Origin of the sequence: Streptomyces sp. NWU339, assembly GCF_003143855.1 — a bacterium.
Classification (GTDB): Bacteria; Actinomycetota; Actinomycetes; order Streptomycetales; family Streptomycetaceae; genus Streptomyces.
In genome coordinates this window covers 17,210-36,693 of record NZ_QFRK01000017.1, presented here as the reverse complement: position 1 = coordinate 36,693, position 19,484 = coordinate 17,210, and the positions used below count along the sequence as shown (strand labels likewise).

The 19,484-nt window shown below is 73.1% G+C and carries 14 protein-coding genes and 1 riboswitch; of the genes, 4 read left to right on the top strand and 10 right to left on the bottom strand.

Going from position 1 to position 19,484, the window contains the following annotated elements; genetic code table 11:
- Nucleotides 1-82 precede the first annotated feature (82 nt).
- The 9 genes from cobI to DIZ27_RS20815 all read right to left on the bottom strand — a co-directional run bounded on the left by cobI (nt 83) and on the right by DIZ27_RS20815 (nt 12,924).
- The gene (gene cobI, locus DIZ27_RS20855; RefSeq protein ID WP_109380064.1) at nt 83-832 is read right to left on the bottom strand and encodes a precorrin-2 C(20)-methyltransferase; all 750 of its coding nucleotides are present in this window, start codon (nt 830-832) and stop codon (nt 83-85) included.
- Nucleotides 829-2,205, bottom strand: a complete 1,377-nt coding sequence (locus DIZ27_RS20850) for a cobyrinate a,c-diamide synthase (protein ID WP_109379947.1) — start codon at nt 2,203-2,205, stop codon at nt 829-831. Before DIZ27_RS20850 ends, cobI begins: the two co-directional genes overlap by 4 nt.
- A complete protein-coding gene (cobO, locus tag DIZ27_RS20845; RefSeq protein WP_109379946.1) occupies nt 2,199-2,798 on the bottom strand; it encodes a cob(I)yrinic acid a,c-diamide adenosyltransferase in 600 nt (199 codons plus the stop codon). Before cobO ends, DIZ27_RS20850 begins: the two co-directional genes overlap by 7 nt.
- Nucleotides 2,798-4,807: a putative cobaltochelatase gene (locus DIZ27_RS20840; protein WP_109379945.1), complete on the bottom strand. Its 2,010-nt coding sequence runs from the start codon at nt 4,805-4,807 to the stop codon at nt 2,798-2,800. Before DIZ27_RS20840 ends, cobO begins: the two co-directional genes overlap by 1 nt.
- A complete protein-coding gene (gene cobN, locus DIZ27_RS20835) occupies nt 4,804-8,475 on the bottom strand; it encodes a cobaltochelatase subunit CobN (RefSeq protein WP_109379944.1) in 3,672 nt (1,223 codons plus the stop codon). Before cobN ends, DIZ27_RS20840 begins: the two co-directional genes overlap by 4 nt.
- Nucleotides 8,472-10,007, bottom strand: coding sequence for a cobyric acid synthase (locus DIZ27_RS20830; protein WP_109379943.1), 1,536 nt, complete (start codon nt 10,005-10,007; stop codon nt 8,472-8,474). Before DIZ27_RS20830 ends, cobN begins: the two co-directional genes overlap by 4 nt.
- Complete coding sequence (locus DIZ27_RS20825; RefSeq protein WP_109379942.1) at nt 10,004-10,984, bottom strand: cobalamin biosynthesis protein; 981 nt, start codon at nt 10,982-10,984, stop codon at nt 10,004-10,006. Before DIZ27_RS20825 ends, DIZ27_RS20830 begins: the two co-directional genes overlap by 4 nt.
- A gap of 122 nt (nt 10,985-11,106) precedes the next feature.
- A riboswitch (cobalamin riboswitch) is annotated at nt 11,107-11,247 on the bottom strand.
- Between the two features lie 161 nt (nt 11,248-11,408).
- On the bottom strand, nt 11,409-11,630 hold the full coding sequence (locus DIZ27_RS20820; protein ID WP_109379941.1) for a hypothetical protein: 222 nt from the start codon (nt 11,628-11,630) through the stop codon (nt 11,409-11,411).
- Nucleotides 11,631-11,661: 31 nt separating this feature from the next.
- Entirely contained in the window at nt 11,662-12,924 is a 1,263-nt protein-coding gene (locus DIZ27_RS20815) for an inorganic phosphate transporter (protein ID WP_109379940.1), read from the bottom strand.
- Nucleotides 12,925-13,165: 241 nt separating this feature from the next.
- Here DIZ27_RS20815 and DIZ27_RS20810 point away from each other — a divergent pair, with 241 nt between their 5' ends.
- From DIZ27_RS20810 to DIZ27_RS20795, 3 genes are all read left to right on the top strand, one after another.
- Nucleotides 13,166-13,834, top strand: a complete 669-nt coding sequence (locus tag DIZ27_RS20810) for a class II aldolase/adducin family protein (RefSeq protein ID WP_109380063.1) — start codon at nt 13,166-13,168, stop codon at nt 13,832-13,834.
- 61 nt (nt 13,835-13,895) lie between these two features.
- The gene (locus DIZ27_RS20805; RefSeq protein ID WP_109379939.1) at nt 13,896-15,023 is read left to right on the top strand and encodes an alpha/beta hydrolase; all 1,128 of its coding nucleotides are present in this window, start codon (nt 13,896-13,898) and stop codon (nt 15,021-15,023) included.
- A gap of 283 nt (nt 15,024-15,306) precedes the next feature.
- The gene (locus tag DIZ27_RS20795; RefSeq protein ID WP_181383624.1) at nt 15,307-16,731 is read left to right on the top strand and encodes a hypothetical protein; all 1,425 of its coding nucleotides are present in this window, start codon (nt 15,307-15,309) and stop codon (nt 16,729-16,731) included.
- 85 nt (nt 16,732-16,816) lie between these two features.
- Here the strand turns inward: DIZ27_RS20795 and DIZ27_RS20790 are convergent, their stop codons facing one another.
- A complete protein-coding gene (locus DIZ27_RS20790; RefSeq protein WP_109379937.1) occupies nt 16,817-17,230 on the bottom strand; it encodes a VOC family protein in 414 nt (137 codons plus the stop codon).
- A gap of 285 nt (nt 17,231-17,515) precedes the next feature.
- Here DIZ27_RS20790 and DIZ27_RS20785 point away from each other — a divergent pair, with 285 nt between their 5' ends.
- Entirely contained in the window at nt 17,516-19,114 is a 1,599-nt protein-coding gene (locus tag DIZ27_RS20785) for an ABC-F family ATP-binding cassette domain-containing protein (protein WP_109379936.1), read from the top strand.
- The last annotated feature ends 370 nt before the right edge of the window (nt 19,115-19,484 follow it).

Here is a 19,484-nt window from a genome sequence, read left to right as displayed (position 1 = left end):
CCTGCGGTTCTTGTGGTTCCTGCGGTTCGTGTGATGTCTGCGGAGGGGCCGGGTGGCCGGACGCCCTCGCCCGGCTGTCCGCTCACAGCTTGCCGCCCCGCCCGCCGTCACGCCGGGGCGGCGCGATGAGCGTCGACAGATAGGGCAGGGGCGACCCGTCCAGCTCGGCGGCCGGCCGGACGAACTCCTCCGGCAGCCCGAGCGCCGACCCCCACACGGCGTCACCGAGCCGCCCGCTCTCCCGCAGCGCCTCGGCCACCTCGCCCGCCCGCCGCCCGAACTTGTAGGCGACGACCGTTCCGGGCCCGGCCAGCGCCTCCTTGAGCACGGCGGCCCCGGCGGTCACCGGCACCAGGGTGAGCGGTTCGGTCCCCTCGGTGAGCACGGCCCCGGAACGCGCCGCCAGATCCTGCATCGCGGTGATCCCCGGCACGGTCTCGACCACCGTCCCCGGCACCGACTCCGCGACGGTCTGGGCGAGATACGTGAACGTCGAGTACACGTTGGGGTCGCCGATGGTCGCGAACGCGACATGGCCCCGCTCCCGCAGCAACCCGGCCACCCGCTCCCCGGCAGCGTCCCAGGCCGCCTCGCGCCGCGCCCGGTCGGTGCGCTCGTTCAGCGCGAACACCACCCGGACGACCTTCTCCTCGGGCACGTAGTGCAGCACGGTCGCCTCGGCCCGCCCCGGCTCCCCGCCGTCCTTCCCATCGGGTGCGGCCATCACCGGTACGACGACGACGTCCGCGGCGCGCAGGGCGTTGACCCCCTTGACGGTCACCAGCTCGGGGTCCCCGGGACCCACCCCGACTCCGATCAGCCTGCTGCTCATGACGTCCGGCACCTCTCCACGAACCGACGGGCGACACCGGGCTCGGACGCCCAGTGCGTGTGCAGGAAGCTCGCGTGCACACCTCGCTGTACAAAACCCTCGACGCGCCGCTCGGGCGCACGCATCCCCCACGCGGGGGCGGCCCCCGCCCCCGGTTCCACGAGCGTCCGGTGGAACTCGTGCCCCCGCATCCGCGTCCCGGCGGCGGCCAGCGCACTGTCGGTCACGGCCACGGCGTCCCGGTAGCCCAGGGTCAGCCGCTCGCCCATCCGTGCGGAGGCGCCCAGCACCCCGCACATGGGCAGCCCGTCCAACTCCCGGCACAGATACAGCAGCCCCGCACACTCGGCGGCGACCGGCGCACCGCTCGACGCCAGTTCGGCAACGGCCTCGCGCAGCGGCTCGTTGGCGGACAGCTCGGAGGCGTACACCTCGGGAAACCCGCCACCGATCACCAACCCACGGGTCCCGTCGGGCAGTTTTTCGTCCCGCAGGGGATCGAAGACCACGACCTCGGCTCCGGCGGCGGCGAGCAACTCGGAGTGCTCGGCATAGGAAAACGTGAACGCGGCCCCACCGGCGACGGCGACCCGAACCAGCGGGTCCGCAGGGGCGGCCCCCTGGGGCGAGGAACCCAAGACCTCAGCCGCATCCCACGCAGCACACGGCAAGGCACCCGCACCCCGCGCCAGCGCGACCAGCCCCTCCAGATCGCACCCCGCCTCCACCTGCGCGGCCATGGCCGCAACCGCCCCGACCGCCGCGGCCCCCCGCTCGGCGACCGGCACCAGCCCCAGATGCCGCGACGGCGTCTCGGCCTGAGCGGCCCGCCGCAGCACACCCAGCACGGGCACGCCGACGGAGTCCAGTGCCTCCCGCAGCAGCGCCTCGTGCCGGTCCGACGCGACCTTGTTCAGGATCACGCCCCCGACCCGCACCTCCGGATCCCACGTCACGAAGCCGTGCACCAGCGCCGCCACCGACCGCGACTGCGACGAGGCGTCGACGACCAGGACCACCGGCGCCCGCAGCAGCTTCGCCACATGGGCCGTGGACGCCGACTCTCCTTCCCCCGCAGCCCCGTCGTACAGCCCCATCACGCCCTCGGCGACCGCGATGTCACACCCGCGCGCACCGTGCGCGAACAGGGAACCGACCAGCTCCGGACCGCACAGGTACGCGTCGAGGTTGCGCCCCACCCGTCCCGTGGCCAGCGCGTGGTACCCGGGGTCGATGTAGTCCGGCCCGACCTTGTGCGGGGACACCGCGAGCCCCCGCGCGGTGAGCGCGGCCATCACCCCCGTGGCGACGGTGGTCTTGCCGCTGCCCGAAGCGGGCGCGGCAATCACCAACCGGGGTACGGAGGTCACCACTCGATGCCCCTCTGCCCCTTCTGCCCGGCGTCCATGGGGTGCTTGACCTTGGACATGTCGGTCACCAGGTCGGCGAACTCCACGAGCTCGTCGGGCGCGTTCCGCCCGGTGATCACCACGTGCTGCGTCCCCGGCCGGTCCCGCAGCACCGACACGACCTCGTCGGTGTCGATCCATCCCCAGTGCATCGGGTACGCGAACTCGTCCAGCACGTACAGCTTGTACGTCTCGGCGGCCAGGTCGCGCTTGACCTGTTCCCAGCCCTCGCGGGCCTTCTCCTCGTTGTCCATCTGCGCGTCCCGCTGGACCCAGGACCAGCCCTCGCCCATCTTGTGCCAGTCGACGCTGCCGCCCTCACCGGAGGCGCCGAGCACCCGCAGCGCGTTCTCCTCGCCGACCTTCCACTTCGCCGACTTGACGAACTGGAACACCCCGATCGGCCACCCCTGGTTCCAGGCCCGCAGCGCCAGCCCGAACGCGGCGGTCGACTTGCCCTTGCCGATGCCCGTGTGCACCACGACCAGCGGCCGGTTGCGCCGCTGACGCGTCGTCAGTCCGTCGTCCGGTACGACACTCGGCTGCCCCTTCGGCATTACGCGGCCCTCCTCGAAGTCCCCTGTACGTTCCTGACCAGCCCGGCGATGGAGTCCGCCCGCAGTTCGTCCAGCGTCACCGCCGTACCGCCCAGCTCACCCGCGAGCTGTCCGGCGAGCCCCAGCCGCACCGGCCCCGACTCGCAGTCCACGACCACGGACGCGGTCCCGTCGGCGGCGAACAGCCGCGCCGCCCGCCCGGCGAGGGCCACCGGCTCGAGGCCGCCGGTGGCCCGCCCGTCCGTCACCACGACCACCAGCGCCCGCCGCGCCGGGTCCCGCAACCGCTCCACCCGCAGCACGTCGTGCGCCTTGAGCAGCCCGGCCGCCAGCGGCGTACGCCCACCCGTCGGCAGCGACTCCAGCCGGGCCGCCGCCGCGTCCACCGACGAGGTCGGAGGCAGCGCCACCTCGGCGGCCGACCCCCGGAAGGTGACCAGCCCCACCTTGTCCCGCCGCTGATAGGCGTCCAGGAGCAGCGACAGCACGGCGCCCTTCACGGCGCTCATCCGCTGCCGCGCTGCCATCGACCCGGAGGCGTCGACGACGAAAAGGACGAGATTGGACTCGCGCCCCTCCCGCGTCGCCTGCCGCAGATCGTCCCGCCGCACCACGAGCCCCGGGCCACTGCGCCCCCGCGCCCGCTGATGCGGGGCCGCCGCCTGCACGGTCGCCGAGAGGTGCAACTTGGTCAGCGCTCCCTGCGGCCGCCGGGCCCCGGTGGTCCGCCCCTGCTCGGTCCGGGCGCGGGAACGCCGTCCGGCGGCTCCCTGGCCGATGCCCGGCACGTTCAGCACCTTCGTCCGGAACGGCTCCCCGGCCCGTACGGCGGACTGCTCCCCGGCACCGGGGCCTGCCTGCGGTTCCCCGCCCTCACCGGCCTCGGGCCGGGCAGCGGTGTCACCGTCGCCCTGAGGACCCTCATCGGGCGCCGGCTGCCCGCCCGGGCCACCGCCGGGTCCCGGGTCGGGGTCGTCCTCGCCCCCGTCCTCACCAGGGCCGCCGAACTCCTCCAGCGTCTCGTCGAGCTTGTCCTCGTCGAGTCCGGGCGCGTCGAACGGCGAACGACGCCTGCGGTGCGGCAGTGCCAGCAGCGCGGCCTGCCGCACGTCCTCGGCGAGCACGTCGGTGCGCCCGGCCCAGGCCGCCAGCGCGGTCGCGGTGCGCGCCATCACGATGTCGGCGCGCATGCCGTCGACCTCGAAAGCCGCGCAGGTCGCCGCGATCTGCCGCAACGCCCCGTCACCGAGGCGCACCGACGGCAACAGCTCCCGCGCCGCCACGATCCGCGCCCGTACGGCGGCCTCCTCGTCGGCCCAGCGCGCGGCGAAGGCGGCCGGATCGTCGTCGTACGCCAGCCGCCGCCGGACAACCTCGACCCGCTGGTCCGGCTCCCGCGAGGCGGCGACCTCGACGGTCAGTCCGAACCGGTCGAGGAGCTGGGGCCTCAGCTCGCCCTCCTCGGGATTCATGGTCCCGACGAGCAGGAAGCGCGCCGCGTGCCGCACGGAGACACCCTCACGCTCGACGTACGAGGCACCCATTGCAGCCGCGTCCAACAACAGGTCGACCAGATGGTCATGGAGCAGGTTGACCTCGTCGACGTACAGGATCCCGCGGTGCGCGTCGGCCAGCAGGCCCGGTTCGAAAGCCTTGACGCCCTCGGAGAGCGCCCGCTCGATGTCGAGCGCACCCACCAGCCGGTCCTCGGAGGCACCGACGGGCAGCTCGACCATCCGCGCCGACCGCGCCTCGAACGCCCCTGGTTCGTGCGGCCTGTCCGGGCATGCGGGGTCGGGGGAGCCGGGGTCGCAGGAGAAACGGCACCCGGAGACGACGTCCACCGTCGGCAGGAGCGCCGAAAGGGCGCGCACGGCCGTGGACTTGGCGGTGCCTTTCTCCCCGCGGACCAGTACGCCACCGACCTGCGGTGACACCGCGTTGAGCAGCAGCGCGAGCCGCAGGTCGTCCTGACCGACAACGGCCGTGAACGGGAACGGGGTGGTCACTTGTCGTCGCCCTCCAGGTCGCCTTCGAGCTCCAGATAGGTGGCACGCAGCCGCTCGAGTGTCTCTGCGTCCGGCTCCGCCCACAGACCGCGGTCCGCCGCCTCCAGCAAGCGTTCGGTGATGCCTCTCAAAGCCCAGGGATTCGACTTCCGCATGAAGTCCCGGTTCTCGGCGTCGAAGACGTACTCGGTGCTGAGCTTCTCGTACATCCAGTCGTCCACGACCCCGGCCGTGGCGTCGTAGCCGAACAGGTAGTCGACGGTGGCCGCCATCTCGAAGGCACCCTTGTAGCCGTGCCTGCGCATCGCGGCCATCCAGCGGGGGTTGACCACTCGCGCTCGGAAAACGCGGTGCGTCTCCTCGCCCAGCGTGCGCGTCTTCACCTGGTCCGGTGTCGCCGAGTCCCCGACGTATGCCTCCGGGCTGGCCCCCGTCAGGTGCCGCACCATGGCGACCATGCCGCCGTGGTACTGGAAGTAATCGTCCGCGTCGACGAGGTCGTGCTCGCGTGTGTCGACATTTTTCGCCGCCACCGCGATCCGCCGGAACGCCGTCTCCATGTCGCCGCGCGCCGCCCGACCGTCGAGCCCGCGCCCGTAGGCGTAGCCGCCCCAGACCGCGTACACCTCGGCGAGGTCGGCGTCGGAGCGCCAGTTGCGGGCGTCGATCAGCGGCAGCAGACCGGCGCCGTACGCGCCGGGCTTGGAGCCGAAGATGCGGGCCGTGGCCCGGCGCCGGTCGCCGTGCTCGGCGGTGTCCTCGTCGGCGTGGGCACGGACGTAGTTCTGCTCGGCGGGCTCGTCCAGTTCCGCCACCGCCCGTACCGCGTCGTCGATCAGCCCCACCACGTGCGGGAACGCGTCCCGGAAGAAGCCGGAGATGCGCACCGTGACGTCGATGCGCGGTCGGCCCAGCTCCTCCAGCCCGACCACCTCGAAGCCGGTCACCCGGCGCGAGGCGTCGTCCCACACCGGGCGGCAGCCCAGCAGCGCCAGGATCTCGGCGATGTCGTCGCCCTGGGTACGCATCGCGGACGTGCCCCACACCGTCAGGCCGACGGACTTCGGGTACTCCCCCGTGTCCTGCAGGTACCGCTGCACCAGCGAGTCCGCCAGCGACTGCCCGACCTCCCAACTCAGCCGGGACGGGATCGCCTTGGGGTCGACGGAGTAGAAGTTCCGGCCGGTCGGGAGCACGTTGACCAGCCCGCGTGTCGGTGAACCCGAAGGCCCCGCCGGGACGTAACCGCCGTTCAGCGCCCGCAGGATGTGCCCGATCTCGTCCGTGGTCCGGGCCAGCCGGGGCACGACCTCGGTGCAGGCGAACTCCACCACGGCCACCGCGTCCGGGAGTTCGGCGCCGAGCACCTCGCGCACCAGCGGCGCGCTCTGCTCGACCGCCCAGCCGCGCTCCTCCATGCCTTCCGCGATCCGCCGGCACAGCTGCTCCAGCAGGTCGATCGCGTCGGAGGCCGACCGCGCCGGACCGTCCACCAGGTCCGTCAGCTCCGCCGGCACCTTCAGCGGGGCACCGGGCTCGGCCAGCAGTTCCTTCTCCACCAGCCCGAAGTGCTCGGCCAGCGAGGCCCGCAGGCCCGGCAGCGCGTTCGCCTGTCCGCCCCACACCTGCGAGGCGCGCAGCACCGCGAGCACCAGGTTGACGCGCGGCTCACCGACCGGGCCACCGCCCAGGATGTGCAGCCCGTCGCGGATCTGCACGTCCTTGATCTCGCACAGATAGCCGTCGATGTGCATGACGAACGAGTCGAAGTCGTCGTCGTCCGGCTGGTCGTCCACGTGCAGGTCGTGGTGGAGCTCGGCGGCCTTGACGAGGGTCCAGATCTGCGCCCGTACCGCCGGGGCCTTGTCCGGGTCCAGGTCGGAGACGAGCGCGTACTCGTCGAGGAGTTGCTCCAGCTTCGCCAGGTCGCCGTACGTGTCGGCGCGGGCCATCGGCGGGACGAGGTGATCGACCACCGTCGCGTGCCCGCGCCGCTTGGCCTGGGTGCCCTCACCGGGGTCGTTGACGATGAACGGGTAGATCAGCGGGAGGTCGCCCAGGACGGCGTCCGGCGCGCAGCCCGCGCTCAGCCCGAGGCCCTTGCCCGGCAGCCACTCCATGGTGCCGTGCTTGCCCATGTGCACGATCGCGTCGGCGCCGAAACCCCCCTCCGATGTCGCAGCCTCCAGCCACCGGTAGGCGGCCATGTAGTGGTGCGACGGCGGCATGTCGGGGTCGTGGTAGATGGCGATGGGGTTCTCGCCGAAGCCGCGCGGCGGCTGGATCATGACCACGACGTTCCCGAACTGGAGGGAGGCCAGCACGATGTCGTCGCCGTCGACGTACAGCGAGCCCGGCGGCTCGCCCCACGCCTCGGTCATCGCGTCCCGCAGCGCCGGGTCCAGCTTCTCGAACCAGGCCCGGTAGTCCGCGAGCGGCACCCGTGCGGGCGCGGCGGCCAGCTGGTCCTCCGTCAGCCACTCCACGTCGTGGCCGCCCGCCTCGATGAGCCGGTGGATCAACTCGTCGCCGTTGTCGGGGTACCCGTGCACCCCGTACCCCGCGTCCCGCAGCGCGTCCAGTACCCGTACCGCCGAGGCGGGGGTGTCGAGCCCCACCGCGTTGCCGACGCGGGAGTGCTTGGTCGGGTAGGCGGTGAAGACCAGTGCGAGCTTCTTCTCCGCGTTGTCCAGGTGCTTCAGCCGGGCGTGCCGTACGGCGATCCCGGCGACGCGCGCGGCCCGCCCCGGGTCGGCGACGTAGACCGGGACGTCGTCGGGACCCTGCTCCTTGAAGGAGAACGGGACCGTGATCAGCCGTCCGTCGAACTCCGGGATGGCGACCTGCATCGCCGCGTCCATGGGGGAGAGGGCGGCGTCCGACTCCTCCCAGGTGGCGCGTGACGAGGTCAGGCACAGCCCCTGCAGCACCGGGACGTCCAGGTCGGCGAGCGCCCCGATGTCCCAGGCCTCGTCCTCCCCGCCCGCCGACGCCGGGGAGGCGTGCGTGCCGCCGGCCGCGAGCACGGTGGCGACCAGGGTGTCCGCCCGCCCGAGGATCTCGTACAGTCCGGGGTCGGCGCCGCGCAGCGAACCGCAGTACACCGGCAGGGCGTTGGCGCCGTGTGCCTCGATCGCCTCGCAGAGCGTGTCCACGAAGGCGGTGTTGCCGCTCAGTTCGTGGGCGCGGTAGAAGAGCACGCCGACGGTCGGACGGTCCGGCGACACGGTACGGGAGCCGTGCACCCCGTACTCCGGCATCCTGCGCGGCTCCTCGAAGCCCTCGCCGGTGAGCAGCACGGTGTCGGACAGGAACCGGGCCAGCTCGGCCAGGTTGTCCGGGCCGCCCTCCACCAGGTACTTCAGTGCCTCCGCCACGACACCCGCGGGCACCGACGACTCGGCCATCAGCTCCGCGTCCGGCACCGCCTCGCCGCCGAGCAGCACCGTCGGGACGCCGGACGCCCGGAGCGCCGCGAGCCCGTCCTCCCAGGCACGCTTGCCGCCCAGCAGCCGTACGACGACGAGGTCCGCGCCGTCGAGCAGCGCGGGCAGTTCGGCCGCCACGTCCACGCGGGTCGGGTTGCCGATCCGGTAGGAGACGCCGGTGGCGGCACGGGCCGCCAGCAGGTCCGTGTCGGCGGTCGACAACAACAACACTGTGCTCATGCGGGCGCTCCCGGTGGAATGAAAGGCAGTCCTTGCGGCGCGCCCGACTCGATGAGCCGCCAGAGCGCGTCCGTGTCCGCGTGCTGTTCGATCAGGTCGCCGAGCCGGTCGAGCTGCTCCTCGCGCAGCGCGGCGAACGAGGTGTCGGGGGCCGGCACGAAACGGCGCCCCGCGGCGGCGGCCACCTCCCGCAGGAAGGCCCGGCGGAAGCCGTCGGACTCCAGCGAGCCGTGCCAGTGCGTGCCCCAGGTCTGGCCGACCCGGCAGCCGTCCAGGCTGTGTCCACTGTCATCAAAGATGAACGCCACGCCTCCCCGTACGTCGGCGACCCCGTGATGGATCTCGTACCCCTCGACGGGCTCCCCGAGGGCTTCCCCGGCGGGACGGGTCAGCGTCTTCTCCCGCGCGAACCGCACCCGCACGGGCAGCAGTCCGAGCCCGTCGACGTGCCCGGCGCGGCTTTCGACCTCGTCCTCGATGTGCTCGCCGAGGATCTGGTAGCCCCCGCAGATCCCCAGCACGGGCCGCCCCTCGGCGGCCCGTCGCTTCAGGGCGTCCGCCAGCCCCCGCTCGCGCAGCCACTGAAGGGCCCGCACGGTCCCGCGGGTCCCCGGCAGGACGACGAGGTCGGCGTCGGCCAGTTCCTCGGGCCGGTCCACGAACCGCACGACGACGCCCGGTTCGGCGGCCAGCGCGTCCACGTCCGTGAAGTTGGACATCAGCGGCACCGCGCACACGGCGACCCGCAGCACGTCCTCGCCGACCGGCGGGGCGACGGCCGACTCCCGCACGGCACCGCGCAGGGACACGGCCAGCCCGTCCTCCTCGTCGATGCCGAGCCCGTGCCGGAAGGGCAGTACGCCGTACGTGTGCCGCCCGGTCAGGCCGTGCAGCATGTCGAGGCCCGGCTCCAGCAGCGTCACGTCGCCCCGGAACTTGTTCACCAGGAACCCGGCGACCAGCGCCTGGTCCTCGGGGGAGAGCAGGGCGACGGTGCCGAAGAAGGAGGCGAAGACCCCGCCGCGGTCGATGTCGCCGACGACGAGGACGGGGAGCCCGGCGTTCCTGGCGATCCCCATGTTCACGATGTCGGTGCGCCGCAGGTTGATCTCGGCCGGGCTGCCGGCCCCCTCACAGATCACCGCGTCATACGTGTCCCGCAACTGTGCGAGGCAGTCCAGCACCGTGCCCAGCAACTGCTGTTGCCGTCCGCCGTGGTAGCCGCGCGCGCTCAGCTCGCCGACCGGCTTGCCCAGCAGCACCACCTGGCTGCTCCGCTCGCCGCCCGGCTTGAGCAGCACGGGGTTCATCAGTGCGGTCGGCTCGACCCGGCAGGCCTGGGCCTGCATGGCCTGCGCCCGCCCGATCTCGGCGCCCTCGCGCGTCACGAACGAGTTCAGCGACATGTTCTGCGCCTTGAACGGCGCGACCTTGACGCCCTGCCGTGCCAGCCACCGGCAGATCCCGGCGGTCACGACGCTCTTGCCGGCGTCCGAGGTGGTACCGGCGACCAGCAGACCCCCACCGCTCATGACCTACGTCCCTTCCCGACGATCCGCGCGGCGACGATCCGCGCGGCGACGATCCGCGCGGCGGCACCGGCGCCGAGCGCCAGCCAGCCGACGCGCCGCGAGAGCCGTACCGCCCGGTCGATGTCCGCCACGGCCACGGAACGGCCGGTGCCGTTGAGGACGGGCCGGTGTTCGACCCGCCCGGCGTAGGACAGCGTTCCGCCGAGCCGTACGCCGAGCGCGCCCGCGAAGGACGCCTCCACGGGGCCGGCGTTGGGACTGGGGTGCTTCGCGGCATCCGCGCGCCACGCCCGGACGGCGCCCCGCGGGTCCGGCCCGGCGACCGCGGCGAGTACGGCGGTCAGCCGCGCCCCGGGCCACCCGGCGACGTCGTCGAGGCGGGCGGAGGCCCAGCCGTAGCGCCGGTACCGGGGGGACTTGTGGCCGACCATGGCGTCCAGGGTGTTGACGGCCCGGAACCCGAGCAGTCCCGGCACTCCGGCGACGGCACCCCACACCAGGGCGCCCACCACGGCGTCGGAGGTGTTCTCGGCGACGGACTCCACCACCGCGCGGGCGATCCCGTCGGCGTCCAGCGCCTGCGGGTCCCGCCCGCACAGGTGCGGCAGCCGTGCCCGCGCGGCCTCGATGCCCTCGGCGGTCCCGGTCTCCAGGGACCGTCCGATGGCACGGGCCTCCCGGGCCAGCGACGTCCCGCCGACGACGGCCCAGGTGGCGGCGCCGGTCAGGGCGATCGAGGCGGCGGGGGAGGACCGTACGCACCGGGCGGCAAGGCTCCCCAGGGCGACGGCCCCGCCGACGCAGACGGCGGTGTGCAACGCGCCCCGGCCGCGGTCGTCCCGCCACAGCATCCGTTCCACGGCAGCCGCGGCCCGCCCGAAAGCGGCGACCGGATGTCCCCGGCGGGGATCGCCGAGGAGCAGGTCGCCGAGGAGGCCGGCGGCGGCGCCGTACGCGAACTCGCGATCGGCACCCACGGGTTCAGCCGGTGGGGGATCCGGTGGAAGGGACCGCCCCGATCCGGGGTGGGGTGTCGCTGGTCGACCTCGACGGGCAGCCGGGCATGGCGATATGTCCTCACTCAGGGTGTCCACGCCCTGGTTCGACGAGACCGGCGGTGAGAGTTCCTGGCTCCCGGGGTGTTCACCCCGGTGACAGTGGCGGGACCGCGCCGGACTTCCACCGGCTTCCTCTCCTGCCGCCGCATTGGCATCCGGCAGTCCACCACGGTCCGGAAGAACCGTCAACCTGCCTTTGACCTGCGAGGCTGAAGTGTGCTGAGGCCCACAGAGGGGTTCCGGTGGGGGAACGCGAACGGGCGGTGCGGGGCGCGAAGCCCCGCACCGCCCGTCGGACGGAGACGACTCTGATCAGGCCGTGATCAGGTCAGCTCGGGTCAGATCAGGCCATGATCAGATAGATCCCGTACGCCACCGCCGCCGTGCAGGCCGCGAAGCAGGCGTAGGCGCCGGCGACCGCCAGGGCCGCGGACCCGCCCTGGGCAGCGGCCCGCTCATGGCGGGACAGGCCGACGATGCCGAGGGTGAACAGGGCCACCAGGGCCACGGTGACCACGAGGCTGACGCCGAAGACGGAACCGAGGGCCGCCCAGTCGATCTGCATGGTGCTCTTCTTCCTTCGTACCGGGGCGCGGTCAGACGGTGGTCTTGGCGGCCGGATCGGTGGGGGCCGGAGCCGGGATGGTGGCCGAGAGCTCCTCGACCGGGCTGCCGGCCGGGGGCGGGGTCACCGCGGCCATGGCGGCAGTCACCACACCGGCGGGCTCCTCGGCGGTGGTGTCGGTGCCGTCGGTGCCGTCGGTGTCGTTGACGTTGGTGTGGTCGACGACCTCACGCCGGGAGATCTTCCAGATCGCCGCGCTGGAGGCGACCAGGAAGACGGCGACGACGGCGGTGCCCCAGCTGCCGGCCCGGCAGACCAGCTCGGCGATGGCCCCGACCAGGGCCGCCGCCGGCAGCGTCAGGCCCCAGGCGACGAACATCCGGGTGGCCGTCGACCAGCGGACGACACCGCCCTTGCGGCCCAGGCCCGCACCCATCACGGCACCGGAGACCGAGTGCGTGGTGGAGAGGGAGAAACCGAGGTGGGAGGAGGCCAGGATGACCGTCGCGGCGCTGGTCTGGGCGGCGAAGCCCTGCTGCGGCTGGAGGTCCGTCAGGCCCTTGCCCATCGTGCGGATGATGCGCCAGCCGCCGAGGTAGGTGCCGAGCGCGATGGCGACGCCCGCGGAGACGATGACCCACAGGGGCGGGTCGGAGTCCGGGGCGAGGGCGCCGCCGGCGACCAGGGCCAGGGTGATGATGCCCATCGTCTTCTGCGCGTCGTTGGTGCCGTGGGCCACGGAGACGAGGCCGGCGGAGGCGATCTGACCCGCCCGGTAGCCTTTCTCGGACGCCTTGCCGTCGGCCTTCTTGCCCAGACGGTAGGTCAGCCGCGTCGCGAACATCGCGGCGAGGCCGGCGACCAGCGGCGCGGCGATCGCGGGGATCAGCACCTTGGTGACCAGGACGTCACCGTGCACCGCGCCGAAGCCCGCCGAGGCGACGGTGGCGCCGATCAGGCCGCCCATCAGGGCGTGCGAGGAGCTGGACGGCAGACCGACCAGCCAGGTCAGGAGGTTCCAGAGGATCGCGCCGACCAGTGCGGCGAAGATGACCTCGGGACGGATGCCGGCCTCGTCGACGAGGCCTTTGGAGATCGTGTTGGCGACCTCCACGGAGAGGAAGGCGCCCACCAGGTTCAGCACGGCGGACATGGCCACCGCGACCTTGGGCTTGAGAGCACCGGTCGAAATGGTTGTCGCCATCGCGTTCGCGGTGTCGTGGAAACCGTTCGTGAAATCGAACGCGAGTGCGGTTACCACCACAATCGCGAGGATCAGCGAGAAGCTTTCCATTTACCCAGGCAATCGTTCGAAGTCATTGGCGCGTTGAACGTAGGTAACCTGAGTGAACAGAAGATGAACTGGGATGGGCGTCAGGATGACCGTGATGGGTGCGGCCGCTCCGTCGGACGGCCGTACGTCCACCACGGCCCGCCCGTGGCGGTGCGGATGAAGGGCCGTGCTCCGTCGACGGGCGTTCGCGGCCGACCGCGGAGCCGTTGAAGAGACCTTCGTCACCCGGCAGGATCACGGCATGGCCGAGCAGCGACGAGACGTGAGTGACGAGGAGACGCGCGCCTGGACCGGCCTCGTCGAGGCCGCCCGCCGGACCGTCTCCGAGGGGCTCGTCGTCGGCACCTCCGGAAACGTCTCGGTGCGGGTCGGTTCGACCGTGCTGGTCACACCGTCGGGAGTGCCCTACGACCGGCTGACCCCGCACGACGTGACCGGTGTCGACCTCACCGGCCGGCAGGTCCTCGGCACCCTGGTCCCGACCAGCGAGCTGCCCATGCACCTCGCGGTGTACCGCGCGACCGGCGCCCGCGCCGTGGTGCACACGCACGCCGTGCACGCGACGGCGGTCTCCACGCTCGTCGACGAACTCCCGCTCGTCCACTACATGGCCGCCGCGCTCGGCGGGCCCGTCCGGGTCGCCCCGTACGCGACGTACGGCACCGAGGAGTTGGCCGAACACGTGCTGCGCGCCCTCGACGGCCGCACCGGCTGCCTCCTTCGGAACCACGGCACCCTCACCCACGGCACCACCCTCGACCAGGCCTACGACCGCACCGCCCAGCTGGAGTGGATGTGCAGGCTCTGGCTGACCGCCTCGTCCGTCCCGGGCCGCTCCCCGGCCCTCCTGTCGCCCGACCAGCTGGCGGAGGTCTCGGACCGCCTGCGGGGCTACGGGCAGCGCGACTGAGTCCCACTTCGGGCGGGACGTCCACTGGCCGGGTGACCGCTCCGCCGGGACACTGGGTTCCGTGCGCACTGTCAGAGCGACGGCCGCTGCCGTCACCGCCGTGATAGGTGCCGGAGCCGCCGCGGTGGCGGCCGGCCGGCTCGCCAGCGACGCGGCCCTCAAGGCGCCGCCGGGCAGACCGCTGCCCACCGAGCCCCGGCTCACCGTGCACGCCACCGCCGCCGGCCAGGTCAGCCTCACCCGGGACCTCGCCGCGCTGCGCCCCGGCCGCTACGGCCTCACCGGTGACGATTCCCACGCGATCGTCGGCCCCGTGCTGGAAGGCCTGTCGGACTCCGCCGACACCGTCGTACGCCGTCTCGAACGCGTCGTGCGGGGCAGCCTGAAGCCCGGCGACCGGGCGTGGCTCACCCCGAACCTGTACGTGGGAGACCCGGGCACCGCACTGGGCCTGGACCACACCGACGTCGACGTCCCCGGCGAACTCGGCCCCCTTCCCGCCTGGTTCCTGCCGGGGGCCCGGGACACCTGGGTACTCGCGGTGCACGGCCTCGGCGCCACCCGGGAACACCCCATGAACGTCATGGAGTTCCTGCACCGCCGCTACTTCCCGGTACTCGCCCCCTCATATCGGGGCGATCCGGGCGCGCCGCGCTCGCTCGACGGCCTCAACCACTTCGGCGAGACCGAGTGGCGCGACCTCGACGCGGCGATCCGCCACGCGCTGGACGCCGGCGCCCGGCAGGTCGTCCTGCTCGGCTGGTCCACCGGCGCGACCATGGCGCTGCGTGCCGCAGCCCGTTCCACCCTGCGCGACCGCATCGCCGGGCTCGTCCTCGACTCCCCGGTGCTCAGCTGGGAATCGACCCTGCGCGCCCTCGCCGCCGCCCGCCACACCCCGGGCGCGCTGCTGCCGCTGGCGGTCCGCGCCGCCCAGGGCCGCACCGGCCGCCGCGGTGACCGCCGCCCCGGCACCGCGGGGGCGGAACGCGTCGACGTCCCCACCCTGATCATCCACGGCCCCGGCGACGTGGTGGCCCCCTGGGGGCTCTCCCGCCGCCTGGCCGCGGCCCAGCCCAACATGATCACCCTGCTCACGGTCGAGGACGCTCCGCACGGCGCCATGTGGAACGCCGACCCGGACGCCTACGAAGAGGCCCTGCGCCGCTTCCTCACCCCTCTCGTGTGACCGCCGCACCCCTCCGTATGGCCGCTGCGCCCGCCTTCTCTGCCCCGGCGGACGTCCCGGCGGACGTCCCGGCGGACGTCCCGGCGGACGTCCCGCCGGACGCCCCGCCGGGCGGCCGGGCGGCCGGTGGCGCGGGGCCTCGTCGGGGATTCCGCTCGGGGGGCGTGGCACCGGCTTGTTCCCGCCCCGTGACCGCCCGCGCGACCCGGTGCGTTGGCCCTCTCCGTCGCCGCCCGTGACATTCCGTTTGGGTTTTCGGACCGTCAACCGCAAGACTGCACCCGTGACGTCCCGTATCCCGCGCGACTCCAGGCTTCGACTTGTCCGCCCGCGACCCCTGGCCGCCGCCCCCAGGGCGATGAACCAGCAGCGCTCGCGCCGCCCTGCGCCGCGCCCTCCGGAAGGCACACCGGCCCCCGCGGAGCTGGCCAGGATGGCACGCTCCGGTCTGGCCGGCGCGGCCCGCGTCGCCCGCTGGGCCGATGCCGCCCTCGGCCCCGGCCGGGGCAGCGCCACCGCTGCCGGCAAGGCGATCCTCTCCGCCGCGACCGCCGAATGGGCGGCCGAGGACCTGGGCCTGACCCCGGCTCAGGTCCGGGCCGACTGGGACACGGCCCGGCTCGCCGGTCTGGTCGAGGTGCACGGCGACACGGCCCGTCCCGGCTGGCGGCTGCGCGCCTGGGACCGCGACGACAGTGCCGTGCTGCGGGGCTGGGTCGCCCTCTTCGACGCCTGGTCGCTGGCCCACCCGGAACCCGAGGGCAACGAACCCGCCACCGTCGGCGAGGTCGTCTCGGCCATGCCGCAGGTGCTCTCCTTCCTCCAGCTCTCGGCCGGGCCCGTCCCCGTGCCCCAGCTCCTCGACCTCCTGCAGCAACGGGTCACCGAACTGCGCACGGAGCGCTGCGAGGTCGAGTACACGCCCCACTCCGCCGACACCGCCCGCCCCAGCCCCGCGCCCGCGCCCGTCGAGCCGGGCGCCGCCGACGCCCCGCTCGCCCCGCTCCTCGAATGGGCCCTGCGCGCCCTCGCCGCGGTGGGCGCCCTCACCTACGGCGAGGGACAGGCCACGCTCACCCCGCTCGGCAGCTGGGCGGTCTGGGTCAAGCTGGAGCAGATCTGCGTCGCCGCGCAGAGCCCCGCCGGGAACATCGAGCAGAGTGCCGAGGACATGCTCCGCGGCTGCGCCCAGCTGCGCCCCAACGCGGCCCGCGCCGAGTACCGCGCCTGGCTCGCCGCCCGGCCGGTCGCCGGCGCCGTCACCGAACTGCTCGACGCCGCCCGGGGCGAGGACGCCCTGCTGCGCGGCCTCGCCTTCGAGGCGCTGCGCGTGGTCGGCGCCCCCGCCGAACCCGAGGTCCGCGCCGTGCACGACGAGCCGACGCTGCGGCCCTACGCCCTGCTGTGGCTCGCCGAGCACGACGGCGCCGACCCCGAGGACGCCCACCAGGTCCTCACCCGGGACGAGGCCACCTGGCTGTGGGTGGACACCGCCGCCGCGGTCGCCGACCACGGTGAGGCCCCGTTGCTGGTGCGGCACCTGGAGTCCGCGGTCCAGCCGACCGTCCCCGCGCTGCTGAACGAGGTGCGCGCGGTCGGACACCCGCGCACCGTGCAGGTACTGGTCGCGCTCGCCGCCGCGCACCCCGACCCGGCCCTGGCCAAGGCCGTCCGGCGGGCGGCCTTCCAGGTGCACACCGGAGGCTGACACCACCGCCGCCGTCCCGCAGGGTCCCGCGAGATCCCACCGGCCCGCGGGGGCGGCATCCCGGCTCCGCGGCCCGGGACCGGGCTCAGGCCCCGGTCTCGGGCGCGTACGTACCGAAGCTCCAGATGTTGCCCTCGAGGTCCCGGGCCAGGTAGTCCCGCGAGCCGTGGTCCTGGTCCGTCGGGGGCATCAGGATCTCCGCGCCCTGTTCCACCGCCCGCCGGTGGTGTGCGTCGACGTCGTCCACGAGGACGTACACCCCGGACGGCCCCGCACCCTTCATCGCCGTGTCGAACACGCCGCCGCGGCCCTGGGACCCCAGCATCACCGCGCCGTTGCCCTGCACCAGCTCGGCGTGCGTCACCGAGCCGTCCTCACCCTCGTACACCGACAGCTCCGTGAAGCCGAAGGCTTCCGTGAGCTGCCGGATCGCCGCCTTCGCGTCCGCGTACAGCAGCGTCGGGAAGATGCTCGGACGCCCGCCACCCGCACCCGCCATGGCCCCCACTCCTCACCTCCCGCGCCGGATGCCCCGCGACGGGAAAATCACCGGAAACCCGACCTGCCGCCAGTCTGGCACCGACCACTGACAACGCCCCGTGACCCGGCCGGGCGCGGGGCATCGCACACCCGCACACCGGAAAAGTGGTTGCGCGACCCCGTTAGAATGGCTCGCATGGCCATTCTCCTTGTGCATTAGACGGCGGGAACGCCCTCAGCCGACCACCGCCGACTTCCCCGGGCTCCGTTCGAGCAGGGGATCCCAACGCCTGGAGTCTGACCCGTGATCTCCGCCTCCGGCATCGAGCTGCGCGCCGGTGCCCGTGTCCTCATCGAAAGCGCCACCTTCCGCGTCACCAAGGGCGACCGCATCGGCCTGGTCGGCCGCAACGGCGCCGGCAAGACCACGCTCACCAAGGTCCTCGCCGGCCAGGGCATCCCCGCCGCCGGCAACGTCACCCGCTCCGGCGAGGTCGGCTACCTCCCCCAGGACCCCCGCACCGGCGACCTCGACGTGTTCGCCCGCGACCGCATCCTCTCCGCCCGCGGCCTGGACGTCCTGATCCGCAAGATGCGCGAGAACGAGCAGCGCATCGCGAACGGCCAGGGCGCCACCCGCGAGAAGGCACTCAGGCAGTACGAGCGCCAGGAGACGGAGTTCCTCACCAAGGGCGGATACGCCGCCGAGGCCGAGGCCGCCACCATCGCCGCCGCGCTGAACCTGCCCGACCGGGTCCTGGGCCAGCCGCTGCACACGCTCTCCGGCGGTCAGCGCCGCCGTGTCGAACTGGCCCGCATCCTGTTCTCCGACGCGGACACCCTGCTGCTCGACGAGCCGACCAACCACCTCGACGCCGACTCGATCGTCTGGCTGCGCGACTACCTCAAGACCTACCGCGGCGGCTTCATCGTCATCTCCCACGACGTCGACCTGGTCGAGACGGTCGTCAACAAGGTGTTCTACCTGGACGCCAACCGCTCCACCATCGACATCTACAACATGGGCTGGAAGCTCTACCAGCAGCAGCGCGAGGCCGACGAGAAGCGCCGCAGGCGCGAGCGGCAGAACGCCGAGAAGAAGGCCGCGGCCCTCAACGCCCAGGCCGACAAGATGCGCGCCAAGGCCACCAAGACGGTCGCCGCGCAGAACATGGCCCGCCGCGCGGAGCGCCTGCTGTCCGGCCTCGAGGACGTCCGCCAGTCGGACAAGGTCGCCAAGCTGCGCTTCCCCGACCCGGCGCCCTGCGGCAAGACCCCGCTGACCGCCGAGGGCCTGTCGAAGTCGTACGGCTCCCTGGAGATCTTCACCGACGTCGGCCTGGCCATCGACAAGGGCTCCCGGGTCGTCATCCTCGGCCTCAACGGTGCGGGCAAGACCACCCTGCTGCGCCTCCTCGCCGGAGTGGAACAGCCCGACACCGGCATGGTCGTGCCCGGCCACGGGCTCAAGGTCGGCTACTACGCCCAGGAGCACGAGACCCTCGACCAGGACCGCACGGTGCTGGAGAACATGCGCTCCGCCGCGCCCGACATGGACCTCGTCGAGGTCCGCAAGGTGCTCGGCTCGTTCCTGTTCTCCGGCGACGACGTCGACAAGCCCGCCGGCGTCCTCTCCGGCGGCGAGAAGACCCGGCTCGCGCTCGCGACCCTCGTGGTCTCCTCGGCGAACGTGCTCCTCCTCGACGAACCCACCAACAACCTCGACCCGGCCAGCCGCGAGGAGATCCTCGGCGCGCTGCGCACCTACAAGGGCGCGGTCGTCCTGGTCACCCACGACGAGGGTGCCGTCGAGGCGCTCCAGCCGGAGCGGATCATCCTGCTGCCGGACGGCGTCGAGGACCTGTGGGGCGCCGACTACGCGGACCTCGTCGCCCTCGCCTGAGCGGCCTCGGGCCGCCGCGCGCGTGACGGCAGGTGCGACCGCGGGAGTGACTCCTGACGTGATCGGCGGCGTGATCCACCGCGCATGGATCATTCGGCCCATCGGTGATCCATCATTCGTGTGAGATCTCCTCGTACCGAAGTGTGTCCTCCACGCGTTTCGCGGCCGAGCCCCTGATCCACCGGGGCTCGGCCGCGACGCCTTTCTGACCTGGGAATTCGCGGGGCAACCCGTTCGGTGGTGCCGTCGGCATCCGATGGAATCTTCTACTCCGTTTGTGGGGATGCGCTCCTGTCGTCACAACCTTGTCGCACGGACCTTGCCGAATGGGTGGCCATCGGGCCCGGGAGGGGTGATCATGAGGAGACCA

What these genes read in the sequence shown, in the direction of transcription:
- cobN (WP_109379944.1), bottom strand. Translation starts at nt 8,475, where the DNA reads ATGAGCACAGTGTTGTTGTTGTCGACCGCCGACACGGACCTGCTGGCG.
- DIZ27_RS20790 (WP_109379937.1), bottom strand. Translation starts at nt 17,230, where the DNA reads ATGGCGGGTGCGGGTGGCGGGCGTCCGAGCATCTTCCCGACGCTGCTG.
- cobI (WP_109380064.1), bottom strand. Translation starts at nt 832, where the DNA reads ATGAGCAGCAGGCTGATCGGAGTCGGGGTGGGTCCCGGGGACCCCGAG.
- DIZ27_RS20820 (WP_109379941.1), bottom strand. Translation starts at nt 11,630, where the DNA reads ATGCAGATCGACTGGGCGGCCCTCGGTTCCGTCTTCGGCGTCAGCCTC.
- DIZ27_RS20815 (WP_109379940.1), bottom strand. Translation starts at nt 12,924, where the DNA reads ATGGAAAGCTTCTCGCTGATCCTCGCGATTGTGGTGGTAACCGCACTC.
- cobO (WP_109379946.1), bottom strand. Translation starts at nt 2,798, where the DNA reads ATGCCGAAGGGGCAGCCGAGTGTCGTACCGGACGACGGACTGACGACG.
- DIZ27_RS20810 (WP_109380063.1), top strand. Translation starts at nt 13,166, where the DNA reads ATGGCCGAGCAGCGACGAGACGTGAGTGACGAGGAGACGCGCGCCTGG.
- DIZ27_RS20830 (WP_109379943.1), bottom strand. Translation starts at nt 10,007, where the DNA reads ATGAGCGGTGGGGGTCTGCTGGTCGCCGGTACCACCTCGGACGCCGGC.